This is a genomic window from Pseudarthrobacter defluvii, from assembly GCF_030816725.1.
GTDB lineage: Bacteria > Actinomycetota > Actinomycetes > Actinomycetales > Micrococcaceae > Arthrobacter > Arthrobacter defluvii_A.
This window is the reverse complement of record NZ_JAUSYG010000001.1, coordinates 1,060,079-1,075,780: the sequence shown is the minus strand read 5'-3', so window position 1 is coordinate 1,075,780 and position 15,702 is coordinate 1,060,079. Positions and strand designations below refer to the sequence as shown.

The window sequence follows — 15,702 nt, the reverse complement described above, 5'->3', positions numbered from 1 at the left end:
CCAGAGCGCCAGTAAAAGGAGCAGCCATGAACCCGGAACCCTCCGGAACAGCCACGTCCCAGGATGTTGCGGTGCCTGTCCGGGCGCGCTTCGGCTCCTCAGAGGTACCGGCGTCCAGGGCAACCCAGGACCGCATCGACATCCCGGAGTTCGCGCCGAACCTGCAGCCGGAAGGTGACATCCGGCCGGACCGGTTCCTGGACCGCGAGCTGAGCTGGCTCGCTTTCAATTCCCGCGTGCTGGAGCTCGCCGAGGACCCCACCCTGCACCTGCTGGAGCGCGTCAACTTCCTGTCCATCTTCGCCTCCAACCTGGACGAGTTCTTCATGGTCCGCGTGGCCGGCCTTAAGCGGCGCATCGCTACCGGGCTGGCCGTCCCCTCCCCCGCGGGGCTGAGCCCGGTCGAGGTGCTGGAGAGCATCAGCGAGGAAGCCCACCGGCTCCAGGAACGACACGCCCAGGTGTACGCCGACCAGATCCGGCCCGCCCTGGCGTACGAGCACATTCACCTCATGCAGTGGGAAGAACTGGACGACACCGCCCAGCAGCAGCTCAGCGCCATGTTCGCGGAAAAAGTCTTCCCCATCCTCACTCCCCTTGCCGTTGACCCGGCACACCCCTTCCCTTACATCTCGGGACTGTCGCTGAATCTCGCCGTCGTGGTCAGGAACCCGGTCAGCGACAAGGAACTCTTCGCCCGCGTCAAGGTCCCGGACCAGTTGCCGCGGCTGATCTCCATCGACGGTCCGCGCGCCGGCGCGGTGCCCGGCCGGGTTGCCCGGTTCATTGCGCTTGAGGAAGTCATTGCCGTCCACCTCGACAAGTTGTTCGCGGGCATGGAGGTCCTGGAGCACCACACCTTCCGCGTCACCCGCAACGAGGACGTGGAGGTGGAGGAGGACGACGCCGAGAACCTCCTGCAGGCCCTGGAGAAGGAACTCCTGCGCCGCCGCTTCGGCCCGCCGGTCCGGCTTGAAGTCACCCATGACATCAATCCCAATATCCGCGCGCTCCTGATCCGGGAGCTGGGGGTGGAGGAATCCGAGGTGTACTCGGTGCCGGCTCCGCTGGACCTCCGGGGCCTGGCAGTCATCGCCGGCATCGACCGGGCAGACCTGCATTACCCCAAGCACGTCCCCCACACCTCGCGGTATCTGAACGAGTCCGAAACGTCCAAGGCCGCCAACGTGTTCGCCGCTATGCGCCGCCGGGATATCCTGCTGCACCACCCGTACGACTCGTTTTCCACCTCCGTCCAGGCGTTCCTGGAACAGGCAGCGGCGGACCCCAAGGTCCAGGCCATCAAGCAGACCCTGTACCGCACGTCCGGTGACTCCCCCATTGTTGACGCCCTGATCGACGCTGCCGAGGCCGGCAAGCAGGTCCTGGCCCTGGTGGAGATCAAGGCGCGCTTCGACGAGCAGGCCAACATTTCCTGGGCCCGCAAGCTGGAGCAGGCCGGCGTGCATGTTGTGTACGGCATCGTTGGCCTCAAGACGCACTGCAAGCTTTCGCTGGTGGTCCGCCAGGAAGTGGACGGGCTGCGCCGCTACTGCCACATCGGCACAGGCAACTACCACCCCCGCACCGCGCGGTACTACGAGGACCTGGGCCTGCTGACCGCCAATGAGCAGGTGGGCGAGGACCTCTCCAAGCTGTTCAACCAGCTCTCCGGCTACGCGCCCAAGTCCACCTTCAAACGGCTCCTCGTGGCGCCCCGGTCCGTCCGGTCGGGGCTCATCGACCGGATCGAGACCGAGATCCGCAACGCCCGGGCGGGAGTCCCGGGGCACGTGCAGATCAAGGTGAACTCGATGGTGGACGAGGCCATCATCGATTCGCTGTACCGCGCTTCCCAGGCTGGGGTGCAGGTGGATGTGGTGGTCCGCGGCATCTGCTCGCTCCGCCCGGGGGTTCCCGGCCTGAGCGAGAACATCACCGTCCGTTCCATCCTGGGCAGGTTCCTGGAGCACTCCCGGGTATTCGCCTTCGCCAACGGCGGCGACCCTGTGGCATACATCGGTTCGGCGGACATGATGCACCGGAACCTGGACCGCCGCGTGGAGGCCCTGGTCCAGCTGGCCAGCCCGGACGACATCACCTATGTCCTTGACCTCATGCGCCGTTACATGGCACCCGGGACCTCCAGCTGGCACCTTGACAACGAGGGTCACTGGACACGGCACCACCTGTCCGAGGACGGGAAGCCGCTTGAAGACGTCCAGTCCTGGCTGCTGGCATCCCGGCCGCGGCAGCGCAGCCTGAGCCGGCGATAGGCAGCCGCGTTGTCGAGCGATGCTCTCGTAGCCGACCAGACTGACCACCCGGGGGAACCCGTAGCCGTAACCGCTGCGGGAGGCATCCCCTGGCGCATCAACAAGGACGGCCTGGAGGTCCTGCTGATCCACCGGCCGCGCTATGACGATTGGTCCTGGCCCAAGGGAAAGATCGACGCCGGTGAGACCGTCCCCGAGTGCGCCATCCGTGAGGTCTGGGAGGAAATCGGCCTCCGTGCGCCCCTGGGCATACCACTGCCGCCCATCCACTACCACGTGGCCTCGGGCCTCAAGGTGGTCCACTACTGGGCTGTCAAGGTGAACGGCAACAGCCTGGTGCCGGACGGCAAGGAGGTGGACAGCGTCATGTGGTGCGCCCCGGAAAAGGCCGCCCGCCTGCTGTCCAACCCGTCCGACGTCGTACCTCTTGAATACCTTCGGGACGCGCACGAACGGGGCGCGCTGGACACCTGGCCGCTGCTGGTGCTGCGCCATGCCAAGGCCAAACCGCGTTCGTCCTGGAGCAAGGCGGAGGGCGAGCGTCCGCTGGCGGCCACCGGGACCCGGCAGGCGCAGGCCGTTGGCCGGCTCCTGCAGGCGTGGAAGCCGATGCGCGTGGTGACCAGCCCGTGGCTGCGCTGTGTGGCCACCGTCGCCCCCTACGCCCGGGCCACGGGTGCCAAGGTGAAACTGGCGGAGGGCCTTACCGAGCACAAGCACCAGCGGAGCCCCAAGAAGACGGCGGGCGTCGTTGAGTCGGTCCTGGACAAGCAGCGCCCCGTGGTTGTCTGCACCCACCGGCCGGCTCTGCCAACGGTGCTCAAGCAGCTGGCGGAGCACATGCCATCACACCTTGCCAAGCTGCTGCCCGCCCACGAGCCATACCTGTCCCCGGGTGAGGTGGTGGTCTGCCACGTGGCGGCGGGCGGGAAGAAACGCATTGTGGCGGTGGAGCAGTTCAAGCCCTTTGACGACTAGCCCGTGCCCTCACCGGCTTGACCTGGGGGTTCTACCAGCTTTGACTTAGTGGACGACGCACCGCTCTGGGGGAAAACGTGCAGGCTGCCACATTCGCTGTTGTCAACGATGTACCACCGATGGCCGTTCTATGGCCGTTCCTGCTGGCAGGCGGCGTATACCTCCTTCTTCGCTCAATAATCCGCGGAGCCACGGGCCGGGACGTCATCGTTTCGGCATCCCGCCATGCTCTCTGCACTGGGCTCACTGGATGGATGGCGAGTTCACTGCTGCCGGCCGCCAATGCTGGAATCCTGCCTGTACCGGGCGCGGTGACTTCTCCTGTGAACATCATGCCTGCCCTCGCCTGGCCGGTTCTTGGTTGCCTGGCGGCGCACGTGCTGGGGCAGGTGAGCTACCCCAGGACGCGCTCAAAGCCAGGGCGGCAAGCCGCGAACCAGAGACGAATCCTGGACTTCCTCCCCCGCCGCCTCACCTGGACGGTACTGGCGGTCTTCACAGGGGCCGCAGCGCAAATCGTGTGGACGTCTACCCTGCCGGGCTTCGCCCCTGCCGCGTATGAGTCACGGCCGGATGGCGCGGCCGGCTATGTCACCTTCGGCGGGGAAGGCCGAATTCCCGGCGTCGAGCTGGCAGCGTATCTGGGTGGCTTTTTGGTGGTCCTGGGAGTGGGAACTTTGTTGGTCCTGGCGCTGATCACCCGGCGTGCGCCGCTGGACGGGCTCAGCCCTGAACTCGATCGCCGGCTGCGGACCATTGCCATGAACCGGTTGCTCCGGACGGTGGCCACCGTTGCATCCGGTTTGGCGGCCATCGCCGGAAACCACGCGGCACGCCCTGATCCGGCCTCGGGCGTCAACGGCTGGGTCAACCCAGCCGGGGCCCTGAATCTGGCTGTCCTGTTGGTGATGCTGCTGTGGGCGCCGCCCAGGCTGGCACAGCACCAGCCGCGCCGGTCGGCGGTCCCCAGCACGTCGCAGCCGGCCACCGTCCTGTCGGTGTCGATCGGCGCGGCCACGGGGCTGGCCGCCTTCGCCCCCCTGCCGGCTGCGATCTTCGTCCCTTGGGCCGTCATCGGGCACCCCTCGCTTTTCGTAACGGTGTCTGCCGCAGCGGTCCTGGCGGTTGTGTCGCTGGGAGAACTGTTGTTGCACCACAACCATGGGATGGCGCATAGACCCCGGCGCTGGCCGCGCCGGGCTGTGTCCCCCGCCCTTGCGTGCACGTTCGCCGTGGCCGCAGCCGCCCTGATCGCCGTGGTGGTGGCCGTTGCCTGGTGCCAGGCGCAGCTGGCTGTGCAGCCGTCGTGGCACATGACTGCATGGACAAGTACCGGAATTCTGCTGTTTGCCGCCGTTCCCCTGGTGCTTGCCCGCCGGCGCCGCAGTGTCGAGGGGACAGTCCTCGACGCCTCGCTCCGCGCCGTTACCGTACACCGCGTCGTCCGAACCCTCGCCGCCGCCTTCGCCGCGCAGGCCGGGGCGCTGCTGATGAGCGCAGGACCAAAGCTGTACCGGGCATCGCCGCTGACGCCGGAAGGGTGGGACGGCGCGTGGCAGGTGGCACCCGCCGTCGGGGTTCTTCTGGCCACGGCGGGAGTGGTGATTGCGGTGATCCCGGTCCAAGGCGTGCGCCCGCGCCGGGATGCCACATCCCCGGCAGCCCACGAACCCCAGCCAGTAGACTTGAGGCGTGAGCATCCCAACCCCTTATGAAGACCTCCTGCGCGATGTCCTGGCCACCGGCACCCATAAATCGGACCGCACGGGCACCGGAACCACCAGCGTTTTCGGGCGCCAGATCCGCTTTGACCTGTCCAAAAGCTTCCCGCTGATCACCACCAAGCGGGTCCATTTCAAGTCCGTAGCGGTGGAACTCCTGTGGTTCCTGCGCGGCGAGACCAACATCAAGTGGATGACGGACCAGGGTGTCACCATCTGGAACGAATGGGCGGATGAAGACGGCGACCTGGGCCCGGTCTACGGCGTGCAATGGCGCAGCTGGCCCACCCCTGACGGCGGGCATATCGACCAGATCACCGAACTCATCGAGAACCTCAAGTCGAATCCGGACTCCCGCCGGCACATCGTGTCAGCATGGAATGTCTCGGAGCTCAACGACATGGCGCTCCCGCCCTGCCACGCGTTCTTCCAGTTCTACGTGGCCAACGGCAGGCTCTCCTGCCAGCTCTACCAGCGCTCGGCGGACATGTTCCTCGGCGTTCCCTTCAACATCGCTTCCTACGCGCTGCTCACGTGCATGGTCGCACAGCAGGTGGGGCTCGAACCCGGCGAATTCGTGTGGACCGGCGGCGACGTGCACATTTACGAGAACCACATGGACCAGGTCCTCAAGCAGCTGGAACGCGAGCCGTACGAGTACCCGCAGCTGAAAATCACGCGCAAGCCGGCCTCGATTTTCGACTACACGCTGGAGGACTTCGAAGTGGTGGGCTACCAGCACCACCCCACCATCAAGGCCCCGATCGCCGTATGAGCACCGAAAACTCCACCGACCCACAGTCGTTCACCGAGGAACTGGCCGCATCGAGCACGGGAGTGGGCCTGGTCTGGGCACAGACATCCGACGGCGTGATCGGCAAGGACGGGGACATGCCCTGGCACCTGCCCGAGGACCTCAAGCACTTCACCCGCCTGACCACCGGGCATCCGGTCATCATGGGCCGCAAAACCTGGCTGTCCTTCCCGGACAAGTACCGTCCGCTGCCCGGGCGCACCAACATCGTCATCACCCGGCAGAAAAGCTGGGCCAACACGCCCGAGGCGGAGGGCGCCGTGGTGGTCCCCTCCCTTGATGACGCGCTCCTTGAGTCGCAGTTCGTCGACGGCGGCGAGACCGTCTGGATCCTGGGCGGCGGTGAAGTGTTCCGCCAGTCCACCGAACTCGCCAACGTCGCGGTGGTCACCACCATCGATGTGAAGGCCGACGGCGACACGTTCGCCCCGGAGCTTGGCCCCAGCTGGGAGGCCACCGCCTCCGTCCCGCCGGACGGCTGGCTGACCGCCGCCAACGGCACACGCTACCGATTCACCAAATGGTCACGGACTGAGGGCTAGGAACATGCTGAAGAAACCGGAAACCCTGTTCGTCCTGGGCTTCATGCTGCTGCCCCTGCTGGCGCTCCTGTCCGCCATCGTAGGACTGACCATGATCCTGGGCGGCAACAAGATCGCCGGAGCCATCGTGCTGGTGGTCGTTACACAGCTGTTCACCTTCGGGGCGTTCTTCGCGCTGCGCGCGCGGAAGGCCGCCGTCTTGGAGCAGTCGGACCGGGGTTAGCGGCATAAGGCTGTCCGCATGGGGAGACCGCCCCATCGCGGCCCGCCTGCTCCTGCCTTAGGCTGGTGCACGCAGCACTCTGGGGGCTGCTGGATGAATATTGGGGGGAATCCTGGTGGCAGGAACTTTGTGGGGCGCCGACGTCGAGCAACTGCGGACCCTCGCGCAGCAGTTCCGCAAGACGGCGGACCTGCTGCAGCAGCAGTCGACACAGCTGAGCAGCCAGATCAACAACAACCCGGCCTGGAAGGGCGCTGACGCCCAGCGGTTCCGGTCCGACTGGAACACCAGCCACCGCACACTCCTTCAGCAAACTGTCTCGCGGCTCAAGCAGGAATCAAAGGTGCTCCTCAAGAACGCAGATGAACAGGAGAAGGCCAGCACCAACGGCTCCGCCGCAGGTGGCGGACCCGACACCGGTTCGCCCGCCGGCAGCAACGGCCCCCGCCCGCCAATGCAGGGGCAGGGCAGCAACGATCCATGGGGACCGGACTGGCTGACTGATCCTGATTCCCCGTTCCGCGATGGCTGGGACATCTACGGCCTCACGAAGGCTTTCCCTAACCTGCGGGCGGGCCTGTTCGATATTGGTGCAATGCTGCACAAGTCCCGGATCGGTGATTTCCTGGACCCGGCCGCGTGGAAAGCCTTCGAAAACTCCAACGAGTTCAGCAAGTTTTTCAACCTGTCCAACAACTTATTTGAGGGCAAATTCCATGAAGTTCTAAATGTGGCCAGCACCAGCCAGGCGTTCAAATACCTGGATGGCTTCAGCAAGGGCCTGGGTGCTGTGGGCGTGGGCCTGGACGCGTTGGATGCCTTCAACAATTTCAAAGAGGGCGATATCGACGCCGGCAAGTATTCGTTGTTCAAGGTCGCGGTGGGGGCCGGCTCGTTCGCTCCACCGCCGGTGGGTACGGTCTGCATGGTTGCCAGTGGCGCACTCGCCCTGTACGACAACGTCCCCGTTATCCACGAGGCGGTGGATAACGCCAAAGATAAGATCGTGGAAGGGGCAGAGGCCGTTGGCGGTGCCATCAGCGACGGCGTCGACGCAGTCGGCGACTTTTTCGGCTTCTAAGAACTGAGGAGAACAGTCAGTGACTGAAACAAGCACAGCCAGGGGCACAGCCGCCGGACAAGGTTTCCCCGACGCGATCGGTTTTGGCTTCGCCGAACTGGCACTTCTCTTGAGCCTGCGCCGAGGCCCTGAAGCAGAGGCATCCGCGAAGGCATTGCGGCTGGTGGAAGAACTGGATGATGCCTCCATGCTCGCTGCCGGTGCCTCCTCCTTGGTGGCCCGTGGCGCGGCGACAGCGGAACCCGGTGGTGAACTCTCTGTCGCTGGACCGGTAGCAGCAGTAACCAGCGCTCTGACCGAGGCAGTCAAGCATGTCCAGATTAACCTCCTGACCGTTGACTCCGTGGACAACGTGCTGTCCGTCGAGTCGCCCAAATACCAGATACTCCTGCAGCCCCGCGCGTACCTCAGCTGGTTTGCCATGGCCCAGCGTCCCGATGCCACGCCCGCAGAAGCGAACTTTTACATAATCCGCAAGCACCTTGAAGACCATCCGTCGGGAGGTGCCACCATCCGGCTCCTTCAAGACGATGCGAAGACACAGCTTCTCGTCAAACGCAGCGGGCCGGGGTGGGCAGTCGGGTATGGTGCCACCGACGCTCCCTCCGCACCCATCCAGGAAATTACAGGCCTCACAGACGGCCAGGTCATGGATCACATCCGATCAATCCGACAGGACTAAGGTGCAGAACCGCATTCCGGGCAACAACACGGGCAATGGCTCCAACCGCGACGACCAAGTCCGCGCCGAACACGAAAAGGCGCTGGAGCGCGGGGAAAAGAGAGTCCTGTTCCACACTGTGAACGGTGACTTGTACAGCTATGCGAAGGACGAACTCGGGGTGGTGAGCGCCAGCTCACATCCTCAGGTTAGGTCTGCCTTCGGTTTCCTGGTGTTGGCGGTTGTCTTCGCTGCCGTTGCGGTCGTCTCCATCTGGCTGGTGGCAGGACCTACGAGCAGGGGTCAAGGCCCGTTGTGGGACGCCCTATTCCTGACCGTGTTAGGAGTGGCCGGCGTCCTTTACGCCGTTCGAATGGCGAAGGTGTCTTCAAGGGCAAAACGCTTGCGGGCGGAACGGGGCATCCCTGAACCCAGTGCCCGCCAGTTGGATTGGGATTAGGACCTGCATGGCAACGCGCCGCCGTGACACCAGGGCCTCAGCGCCTGCCGCCGTCGTACCTTCCCAAGCTGCCTCCGGCGTGACGTAACCGACTGCGCCCTCCGGATGCGAAGTCTAAACTGGACGAATGACTACAGCAGCTACCCCCTCCGTCGGCCTGGTCGGATGGCGCGGCATGGTCGGTTCCGTCCTCATGCAGCGCATGCAGGACGAGGGCGACTTCGCCAACATCAACCCGGTGTTCTTCTCCACCTCCAACGCGGGAGGTGCCGCGCCGTCGTTCGCTGACGGCGCCGGCAAGCTCGAGAACGCGTTCGACCTCGACACCCTGGCCAAGCTGCCCATCATCGTCACCGCCCAGGGCGGCGACTACACCAAGCAGGTCCACGGCGACCTGCGCAGCCGCGGCTGGGACGGCCTCTGGATCGACGCCGCCTCCACGCTGCGCATGAACGACGACTCGATCATCGTGCTGGACCCCATCAACCGCGACGTCATCGACAAGGGCCTGGTCAACGGCACCAAGGACTTCATCGGCGGCAACTGCACCGTTTCCTGCATGCTCATGGGCCTGGGCGGCCTGTTCAAGAATGGCCTGGTCGAGTGGGGAACCTCCATGACCTACCAGGCTGCCTCGGGCGGCGGCGCCCGGCACATGCGTGAGCTCCTCAGCCAGTTCGGCACGCTCAACGCCGAGGTCAGCACGGAACTGGACGACCCGGCGTCGGCCATCCTGGACATTGACCGCAAGGTCCTGGCCCACCAGCGCACCGGCATCGACGCCACCCAGTTCGGCGTCCCCCTGGCCGGCTCCCTGATCCCCTGGATCGACGCCGACCTGGGCAACGGGCAGTCCAAGGAAGAGTGGAAGGCCGGCGTTGAGACCAACAAGATCCTGGGCACCTCCGAGGAAAACCACGTGATCATGGACGGCCTCTGCGTCCGGATCGGCGCCATGCGCTCCCACTCCCAGGCCCTCACACTGAAGCTCCGTGAGGACCTGTCCGTGGCCGAGATCGAGAAGCTGCTGGACGAGGACAACCAGTGGGCCAAGGTGGTTCCGAACACCAAGGAAGCCTCCATGGCCGAACTGACCCCGGTTGCCGCGTCCGGCACCCTGGACATCCCGGTGGGCCGCATCCGCAAGATGGAGATGGGCCCCCAGTACATCAGCGCCTTCACTGTGGGCGACCAGCTCCTGTGGGGCGCCGCCGAGCCGCTGCGCCGCATGCTCAACATCGCCACCGGCAACCTGTAGGCCCACAGCTGTTACATGAGCGGCCCTTGCCCGCATAACCGTTGCTGCCCGCCACCGGTTATACGGGCCGGGGCCGCTTTTGCTGTGCCAGAAACGCAAAGAGTCTCTGCTGCAGCTCGCCCGGCCGGTCCAGGGCTTTCCAGTTGATCCTGAAGAAGGTCCACCCCAGCTCCTGCAATGCGTTCTCCCGTCGCCGCTCCGCGAGAAGCACATCTGCCGTCGGCTTGTAGTCCGTGTACTTGGCGGCGCCGTCGAACTCGATGATCACCCGGGACCCGGGGTCCGCGAAATCTGCCCGGAAAAGCCCCTCACGGGTAGGGATTTCTACCTGTGGCTCGAACATACGCAGGCCAAGAGAATGCAACAGCAGCCTTGTCCGTGTCTCCCCTGCGGATTCGGATCGGCCATCCAGGACATTCAACAGGTCCAGGGCCCGCCTGCCTCCACGCGTGACCCCACTATCGTTCAGCAACTGCCGCATGGCCTCCATGGACGCTCCTTTGCGTAGCGCATGGTCACCGATCACCGCAGCGTTGTCCAGGGGCAGGATCCGGGCGCAGTCCAACACCGTTCTTTCGGGACTGGTGGTGAAGATTTCTCGACCGTCGGGCGTCCACAATGAGGCCAGTTCAGCTTGTGTCAGTGGCAGCTTGTGTGTCCGGACATTCTTGGCTGCGCTTGCCCTCGAATTGGAGTAGCTCGTTGTCACGTGCACTGCGGATACGCTGCCGAAGACAAAAAAGCCATGCAGCAGTGCCCCACTCACATGGCTGTATCGGGCCCGGCCATGCGTCGACTCGAAATGCGCCACCAGGTGGAGGTGGTCCCGGTCCCACGGCTTGAGGCTATGCCAATGCATACTGCGGACGTAGGCTCCTCGCCGCAACCGGAGCAGAGCACGGCTCTTCACGGCCGCAGCCACCACACGATCATCCAGCCCCGCAGCCGCCAACTGGCGGGTTGAAGCCACTGCTTGTTCCGGCCATCGATCATCGACCAGGGCTCGCACCTCATCGCGTTTCATGGTTCAAGAATCGACGGCGGACGCCGGCAGCGGCAGCACGGAACGCCGCTATGTGGACGGCGACCGAAACGAGCGGCCCTCCCTCGCAAAACCGTTGCTGCCCGGCACCGGTTATGCGGGGCAGGGCCGCCTATGCGGGACGGAAGCGGGCGTCAGGTGGCCAGGAACGTCCTGTACCGCTGGGCTGCCCGGGCCAGGGCCGCCTGCGCTGCCGGACCAAGCGGGCGGGCTTGGTCAAAGAGCTCGGGTACGACGGCGGCGGCCGGCCCCGTGCCCTGCAGGGCCCAGGTGCCAATCACCTTCCCCGCCGCAACCACCGTCTTCTTGAAAACACCGTTCCCGCCGGGCACGATCAGGTCGGAGTGCTCCGGTGCCAGGACGAGGCTGCGGTCCGTGTAGCCCAGGACAAACTCATCAAAACCGGGCAGCAGGTGGACAGCCCGGCCGCCGGGGAGCCCGGAGTCCACGAGGGCCGCCACATCAGGTGACAGCCAATAGCTGGTCCCCTCAAACTCCACTTCCACCAGCTCGTGCCGGACGTGCCCAAACGCCTGCCGCACCTCGGTCAGCGGCAGCTGTGTCCACCAGGCGAAATCGCGGAGCGTGGCCGGTCCGTGGCTGCGGAAGTACCGGAGCAGAAACTCCGCCATGGCCTGCTCCCGCTCCAGGTTCCGCGATGCCGGAATCCATTCGTCGAACGCGGCGATCAGCTGCTGGTTCCCGGCAAGGGGCCCCAGCACCAGCCACCCGTGCCGGCACAGCGAACCCAGGAGATGGATCCCCCGCTGTCCCTGCGTCGGCTGGCCTCCGGCGTCGAACACCTTGAACAGCCCGGCTCGGCTGATGGGACCGTCGGCCAGGATGCGGTCCAGCGCCAGGTCGCGGGCCTTTTCGACGTCGGACCACGCAATGTCCAGCTGCCGGTGGCGGGCCGCGATGCTCCTGGTGAGCCGCTCGGCTGTGAGGTCCAGCATCCACCGCAAGTCTTCGGGTGCCACCAAATGCAGCGTCCCACGCATGGGCCAGGACCGCACCACAGTCCCGGAATCGATGGCGGCCCGTACATCAGTGATTCCCGCGCCCGGCACGCGGACCCCCACCGCCCACAGGGCCGCCGACAGGTCCTGTGCCTGCATGGCGGTCATCCAGCGGACCAGCTCCGGAGTGGAGGTGGCCACGTTCCCGCCAAGCCGCTGGGACGCCAGCCGAAGCCGTCCCATCATCCTGCCGTCGCGGAGGACACCTACTGCAGCCATGCGCCCATCCTAGGCCCGCCTGCAGCAGGCGGACAGCGGCGCTTTAGAGATCCAGGCCGATCAGCAGGGGCTCAGGGTGCAGCGAAATTCCAAACTGGCGTTCGACGCCGGCGCGCACCTCCCGCGCGACAGCCACCATGTCAGCGGCGCTGGCGGAGCCGCGGTTGGTAATCGCCAGCGTGTGCTTGGTGGACAGGGAAGCGCGGCCGCCGGCCACGCCATCCGGTTCACGGCCGAAGCCCTTGCCGAAGCCTGCCTGGTCTATCAGCCACGCTGCCGACAGTTTCACCAGCCCGTCCTGCCCGGCTGGGTAGCGGGGCGCCGCTTCCGGCAGCTTGTCCGCCACGTCGGCGGGAACAATCGGGTTGGTGAAGAAGGAGCCGGTGGAGTACGTGTCCCGGTCCGCGGCGTCCCACACCATGCCCTTGGAGCCGCGCAGCCGGAGTACCTCCCGGCGGACGTCGTTGGCGTAGGCACGCTTGCCCACTTCCACGCCGAGGACGCGGGCCAGTTCGGCGTACCGGATTGGGGCACTCATCCGCCCCAGCGGCAGCTGGAACTCCACGGTGAGCACCACGTACCGGGGCGAGCCATTGACCGTGGTCTGCTTGAGGATGGAGTCCCGGTAGCCGAACTTCAGCTCGGAGTTGGTGAAAGTCTGAACCGCGTTCCGCTGGCGGTCCCAGGTGCGGACGGCGGCGATGGTCTGGGAGACTTCCGCGCCGTAGGCACCCACGTTCTGCACGGGAGTGGCGCCGGTTGAGCCGGGTATGCCGGACAGAGCCTCTATCCCGGACCAGGCGTGGCGAACCGCGTGCTCCACGAGCTTGTCCCAGTTGTGGCCGGCCTGCACCACCACAGCCACTCCCCCGCAGGAGTCCTCGGCGTTGACCGTGAAGCCCTCGGAGGCGATCCTGACAACGGTCCCGGGGAACCCGTCGTCGGACACCAAAAGGTTGGACCCGCCACTGATGATCAACACCTGTTCCCCGGCGGCATCAGCAGAGCGGACGGCGTCAATGATCTCAGCCTCGGTGCGCGCCTCGATGAATTTTCCGGCGGGGCCGCCGACGGCGGAGGTGGTCAGGGTGGAAAGCAGCGTGGGAGTCACCCGTCAACAATACAAGGGAAAGCTAGTCAGCCTTCCGGGCCACCGGCGACAGCACGAAGCTCACGGCCAGCATCACCATGACGGCCAGGAGTGAATGCAGGATGCCCACGTGCTCGGCCAGCAGGCCCAGCAGCGGCGGCCCGCACAGGAACGCCCCGTAGCCGATGGTGGACACCACCGACACCCTGGCGGCAGCCTTGGCAGGATCATCAGCCGCAGCGGACATGCCCACCGGGAATCCCAGTGATGCACCCAGGCCCCAGGCAACCAGGCCAACGTAGGCCAGCCACGGGACCGGGGCGAAAACAAAAATTCCCAGTCCCGCGACGGCGGCAGCCGCGCACCAGCGCATGACGGGCACCCCGCCCGAACCGATCCAGCAACGGCGTTCCCGCGAACCGGCCAATTGTCATGAACGTGACAAAGAGGCCATAACCGGCAGCCCCCGCTGCATCGCTCTGTCCGTGGCCGTCCGCCAGGGCCAGTGCCACCCAGTCCCCCGCCGCGCCCTCGGCCAGGGCGAGGCCCAGCACCAGGACCCCCAGCAGCAGGGTCCGCCGGTCCCGCCACGCCTGGGCGATCCTGCGCTTGTTGTCCAGGGGCGCCTCTCCCGTGGTTCCGGCAGGAATCACGGGAATGGGGCCCGTCGTGGGGTCCTCGAAGTTGTCCTGCGCGTAGGTTCGCTCCCCCGCGACCGGAGTGATGTCGGCACGGAACCGGGAGGCCGCCGTCGCCACGGACACGGCCACCACCACCCCGGCCGCCGCCAGGTGCCAAAGCACGGGCAGCGAGATTGCCGCAGCAAGGGCACCCAGTCCGGCGCCGGCAACCGTGCCCAGGCTGAACGCGCCGTGGAGCCGCGGCATGATGTGCCGGCCCACCGCCCGTTCCACCGCGGCGCCCTCCACATTGGAGGCCGTGTTCCAGCTGCCGGTCCCCAGGCCGATGATGGCCAGCCCAATGGCCGTCGCCACCGGGCTTGCCAGCACGGTTGTGCCAAAACCGGTGGTGACCAGGCCGGCGCCCACCATGATGCTGCCGGTCCGGATGGTCCGCTTGGACCCCAGCCGGAGCACGATCAGCCCCGACGCGGAGACAGAAGCGAACGAGCCCAGCGTCATGCACAGCAGGATGACCCCCACGTTGCCCGGCGTGAGGTCGAGTGTGTCCCGGATGGCGGGCAGCCGGGAGACCCAGGAGGCAAAGTTGAGGCCGCTGGCGGCGTAGGCCACCACCACCGCGTTCCGCCACGCCGAGACTTGGGCAGCGGTAGCCGCGGTTCCTGCAGGGGTCGTCAAAAGGTGCAGCTCAAGACAGCTTGACGAGGGCCTGGGCCTTCATCAGGACTTTCTGCCCGGCCGCGGTCACGGTGAGGTCCACGCGTGCGGTGCCCGCGTCGGCGTCGAGCTTTCCGATGGTGCCGCTGACCTCGATGGTGGCCCCTGGCTCGTCGGTCCCGGTGGTGTCGGCGACCAGGACAGGCTTGGTGAAGCGGGTCTGGAAATCGACGACGGCGGCGGGGTCGCCCGCCCAGTCAGTCACCAGCTGGACGGCTGAGCCCATGGTGAACATGCCGTGGGCGATCACGCCCGGCAGTTCCACACCGGTAGCGAAGGCCTCGTTCCAGTGGATGGGGTTGAAGTCGCCGGACGCACCGGCGTACTTGACCAGGTCGGTGCGCGTGACCTCGATGGTGCGGCTGCCGATTTCCTGGCCGGCGCTGAGTTCGTCAAAGCTGGGGCTCATGGTTACTGTCCCTCTCCGCGGACCAGAATGGATGACGTGGTGGTGGTGACCTGCTCCCGGGAGCCGCCGTCACCAAGGGCGAAAATCTCCGACCGGGTGGTGATCATGGCACCGCCGCCCATGGCCCGGACCCCGTCCACGTGCAGCTCTGCTACGAGCCGGTCGCCGGCGACGATGGGCCGGTGGTGGGTGAAGCGCTGGTCGGCGTGGACCACGCGGGAGAAGTCGATGCCCGCCTCCGGATCCTGGATGAGCTGGGCATCGGCACGCTGGGCAATGATGATGGCGAAGGTGGGGGGCGCCACCAGGTCGCGGTGACCCAAGGCCTTGGCTGCCTCAGGGTCGAAGTGCGCAGGATGGGTGGCTTTCACGGCGCGGGCAAACTCGCGGATTTTCTCACGGCCAACGTCATACACCTCTGCGGCAGGGTAGCTTCGGCCCTGCAGGTCCGGATTGATAGTCATGGATTCCAGCCTATCGTTGCCCCGCCCTTCTCAAAGCGCCTGCCGCACTGGTATGATGAATTCATCATCTCATCAAACCAGGCGTTC

At 66.0% G+C, this 15,702-nt stretch carries 15 protein-coding genes and 1 pseudogene; 10 read left to right on the top strand and 6 right to left on the bottom strand.

Annotated elements, in window-relative coordinates; all coding sequences use genetic code 11:
• The first annotated feature begins 26 nt into the window (after window positions 1-26).
• From QF031_RS05000 to asd, 10 genes are all read left to right on the top strand, one after another.
• Window positions 27-2,276: an RNA degradosome polyphosphate kinase gene (locus QF031_RS05000; protein WP_307424936.1), complete on the top strand. Its 2,250-nt coding sequence runs from the start codon at window positions 27-29 to the stop codon at window positions 2,274-2,276.
• Between the two features lie 9 nt (window positions 2,277-2,285).
• Window positions 2,286-3,254 (top strand): NUDIX hydrolase, encoded by a 969-nt coding sequence (locus QF031_RS04995; protein WP_307424932.1) that lies wholly within the window; start codon window positions 2,286-2,288, stop codon window positions 3,252-3,254.
• A 311-nt stretch (window positions 3,255-3,565) separates the two neighbouring features.
• Entirely contained in the window at window positions 3,566-4,969 is a 1,404-nt protein-coding gene (locus QF031_RS04990) for a hypothetical protein (protein ID WP_307424930.1), read from the top strand.
• On the top strand, window positions 4,947-5,750 hold the full coding sequence (locus QF031_RS04985; RefSeq protein ID WP_307424927.1) for a thymidylate synthase: 804 nt from the start codon (window positions 4,947-4,949) through the stop codon (window positions 5,748-5,750). The genes QF031_RS04990 and QF031_RS04985 overlap by 23 nt, the downstream gene beginning before the upstream one ends.
• Window positions 5,747-6,331, top strand: a complete 585-nt coding sequence (locus tag QF031_RS04980) for a dihydrofolate reductase (protein WP_307424925.1) — start codon at window positions 5,747-5,749, stop codon at window positions 6,329-6,331. The genes QF031_RS04985 and QF031_RS04980 overlap by 4 nt, the downstream gene beginning before the upstream one ends.
• A 4-nt stretch (window positions 6,332-6,335) precedes the next feature.
• The gene (locus QF031_RS04975; protein ID WP_307424922.1) at window positions 6,336-6,554 is read left to right on the top strand and encodes an NF038396 family protein; all 219 of its coding nucleotides are present in this window, start codon (window positions 6,336-6,338) and stop codon (window positions 6,552-6,554) included.
• A gap of 115 nt (window positions 6,555-6,669) precedes the next feature.
• A complete protein-coding gene (locus tag QF031_RS04970) occupies window positions 6,670-7,635 on the top strand; it encodes a hypothetical protein (RefSeq protein ID WP_307424920.1) in 966 nt (321 codons plus the stop codon).
• A 19-nt stretch (window positions 7,636-7,654) separates the two neighbouring features.
• Window positions 7,655-8,317 (top strand): hypothetical protein, encoded by a 663-nt coding sequence (locus QF031_RS04965; RefSeq protein ID WP_307424917.1) that lies wholly within the window; start codon window positions 7,655-7,657, stop codon window positions 8,315-8,317.
• 1 nt (window position 8,318) lies between these two features.
• Window positions 8,319-8,756, top strand: a complete 438-nt coding sequence (locus QF031_RS04960) for a hypothetical protein (RefSeq protein ID WP_307424914.1) — start codon at window positions 8,319-8,321, stop codon at window positions 8,754-8,756.
• Between the two features lie 127 nt (window positions 8,757-8,883).
• Window positions 8,884-10,014, top strand: coding sequence for an aspartate-semialdehyde dehydrogenase (asd, locus tag QF031_RS04955; protein ID WP_307424911.1), 1,131 nt, complete (start codon window positions 8,884-8,886; stop codon window positions 10,012-10,014).
• A 58-nt stretch (window positions 10,015-10,072) separates the two neighbouring features.
• Here asd and QF031_RS04950 read toward each other — a convergent pair whose 3' ends face one another.
• The 6 genes and pseudogenes from QF031_RS04950 to QF031_RS04925 form a co-directional block, all read right to left on the bottom strand.
• A complete protein-coding gene (locus QF031_RS04950) occupies window positions 10,073-11,038 on the bottom strand; it encodes a type IV toxin-antitoxin system AbiEi family antitoxin domain-containing protein (RefSeq protein ID WP_307424909.1) in 966 nt (321 codons plus the stop codon).
• A 152-nt stretch (window positions 11,039-11,190) separates the two neighbouring features.
• Window positions 11,191-12,294 carry a winged helix DNA-binding domain-containing protein gene (locus tag QF031_RS04945; protein WP_307424906.1) on the bottom strand — a complete coding sequence of 368 codons (1,104 nt, stop codon included), beginning with the start codon at window positions 12,292-12,294 and terminating at the stop codon, window positions 11,191-11,193.
• A gap of 43 nt (window positions 12,295-12,337) precedes the next feature.
• Window positions 12,338-13,405: a UDP-N-acetylmuramate dehydrogenase gene (locus tag QF031_RS04940; protein WP_307424904.1), complete on the bottom strand. Its 1,068-nt coding sequence runs from the start codon at window positions 13,403-13,405 to the stop codon at window positions 12,338-12,340.
• Window positions 13,406-13,427: 22 nt separating this feature from the next.
• A pseudogene (locus QF031_RS04935) lies at window positions 13,428-14,703 on the bottom strand (MFS transporter).
• Between the two features lie 10 nt (window positions 14,704-14,713).
• The gene (locus tag QF031_RS04930; RefSeq protein ID WP_307424900.1) at window positions 14,714-15,151 is read right to left on the bottom strand and encodes a MaoC family dehydratase; all 438 of its coding nucleotides are present in this window, start codon (window positions 15,149-15,151) and stop codon (window positions 14,714-14,716) included.
• Window positions 15,152-15,153: 2 nt separating this feature from the next.
• The gene (locus QF031_RS04925) at window positions 15,154-15,615 is read right to left on the bottom strand and encodes an FAS1-like dehydratase domain-containing protein (RefSeq protein WP_307424897.1); all 462 of its coding nucleotides are present in this window, start codon (window positions 15,613-15,615) and stop codon (window positions 15,154-15,156) included.
• Window positions 15,616-15,702: the final 87 nt, after the last annotated feature.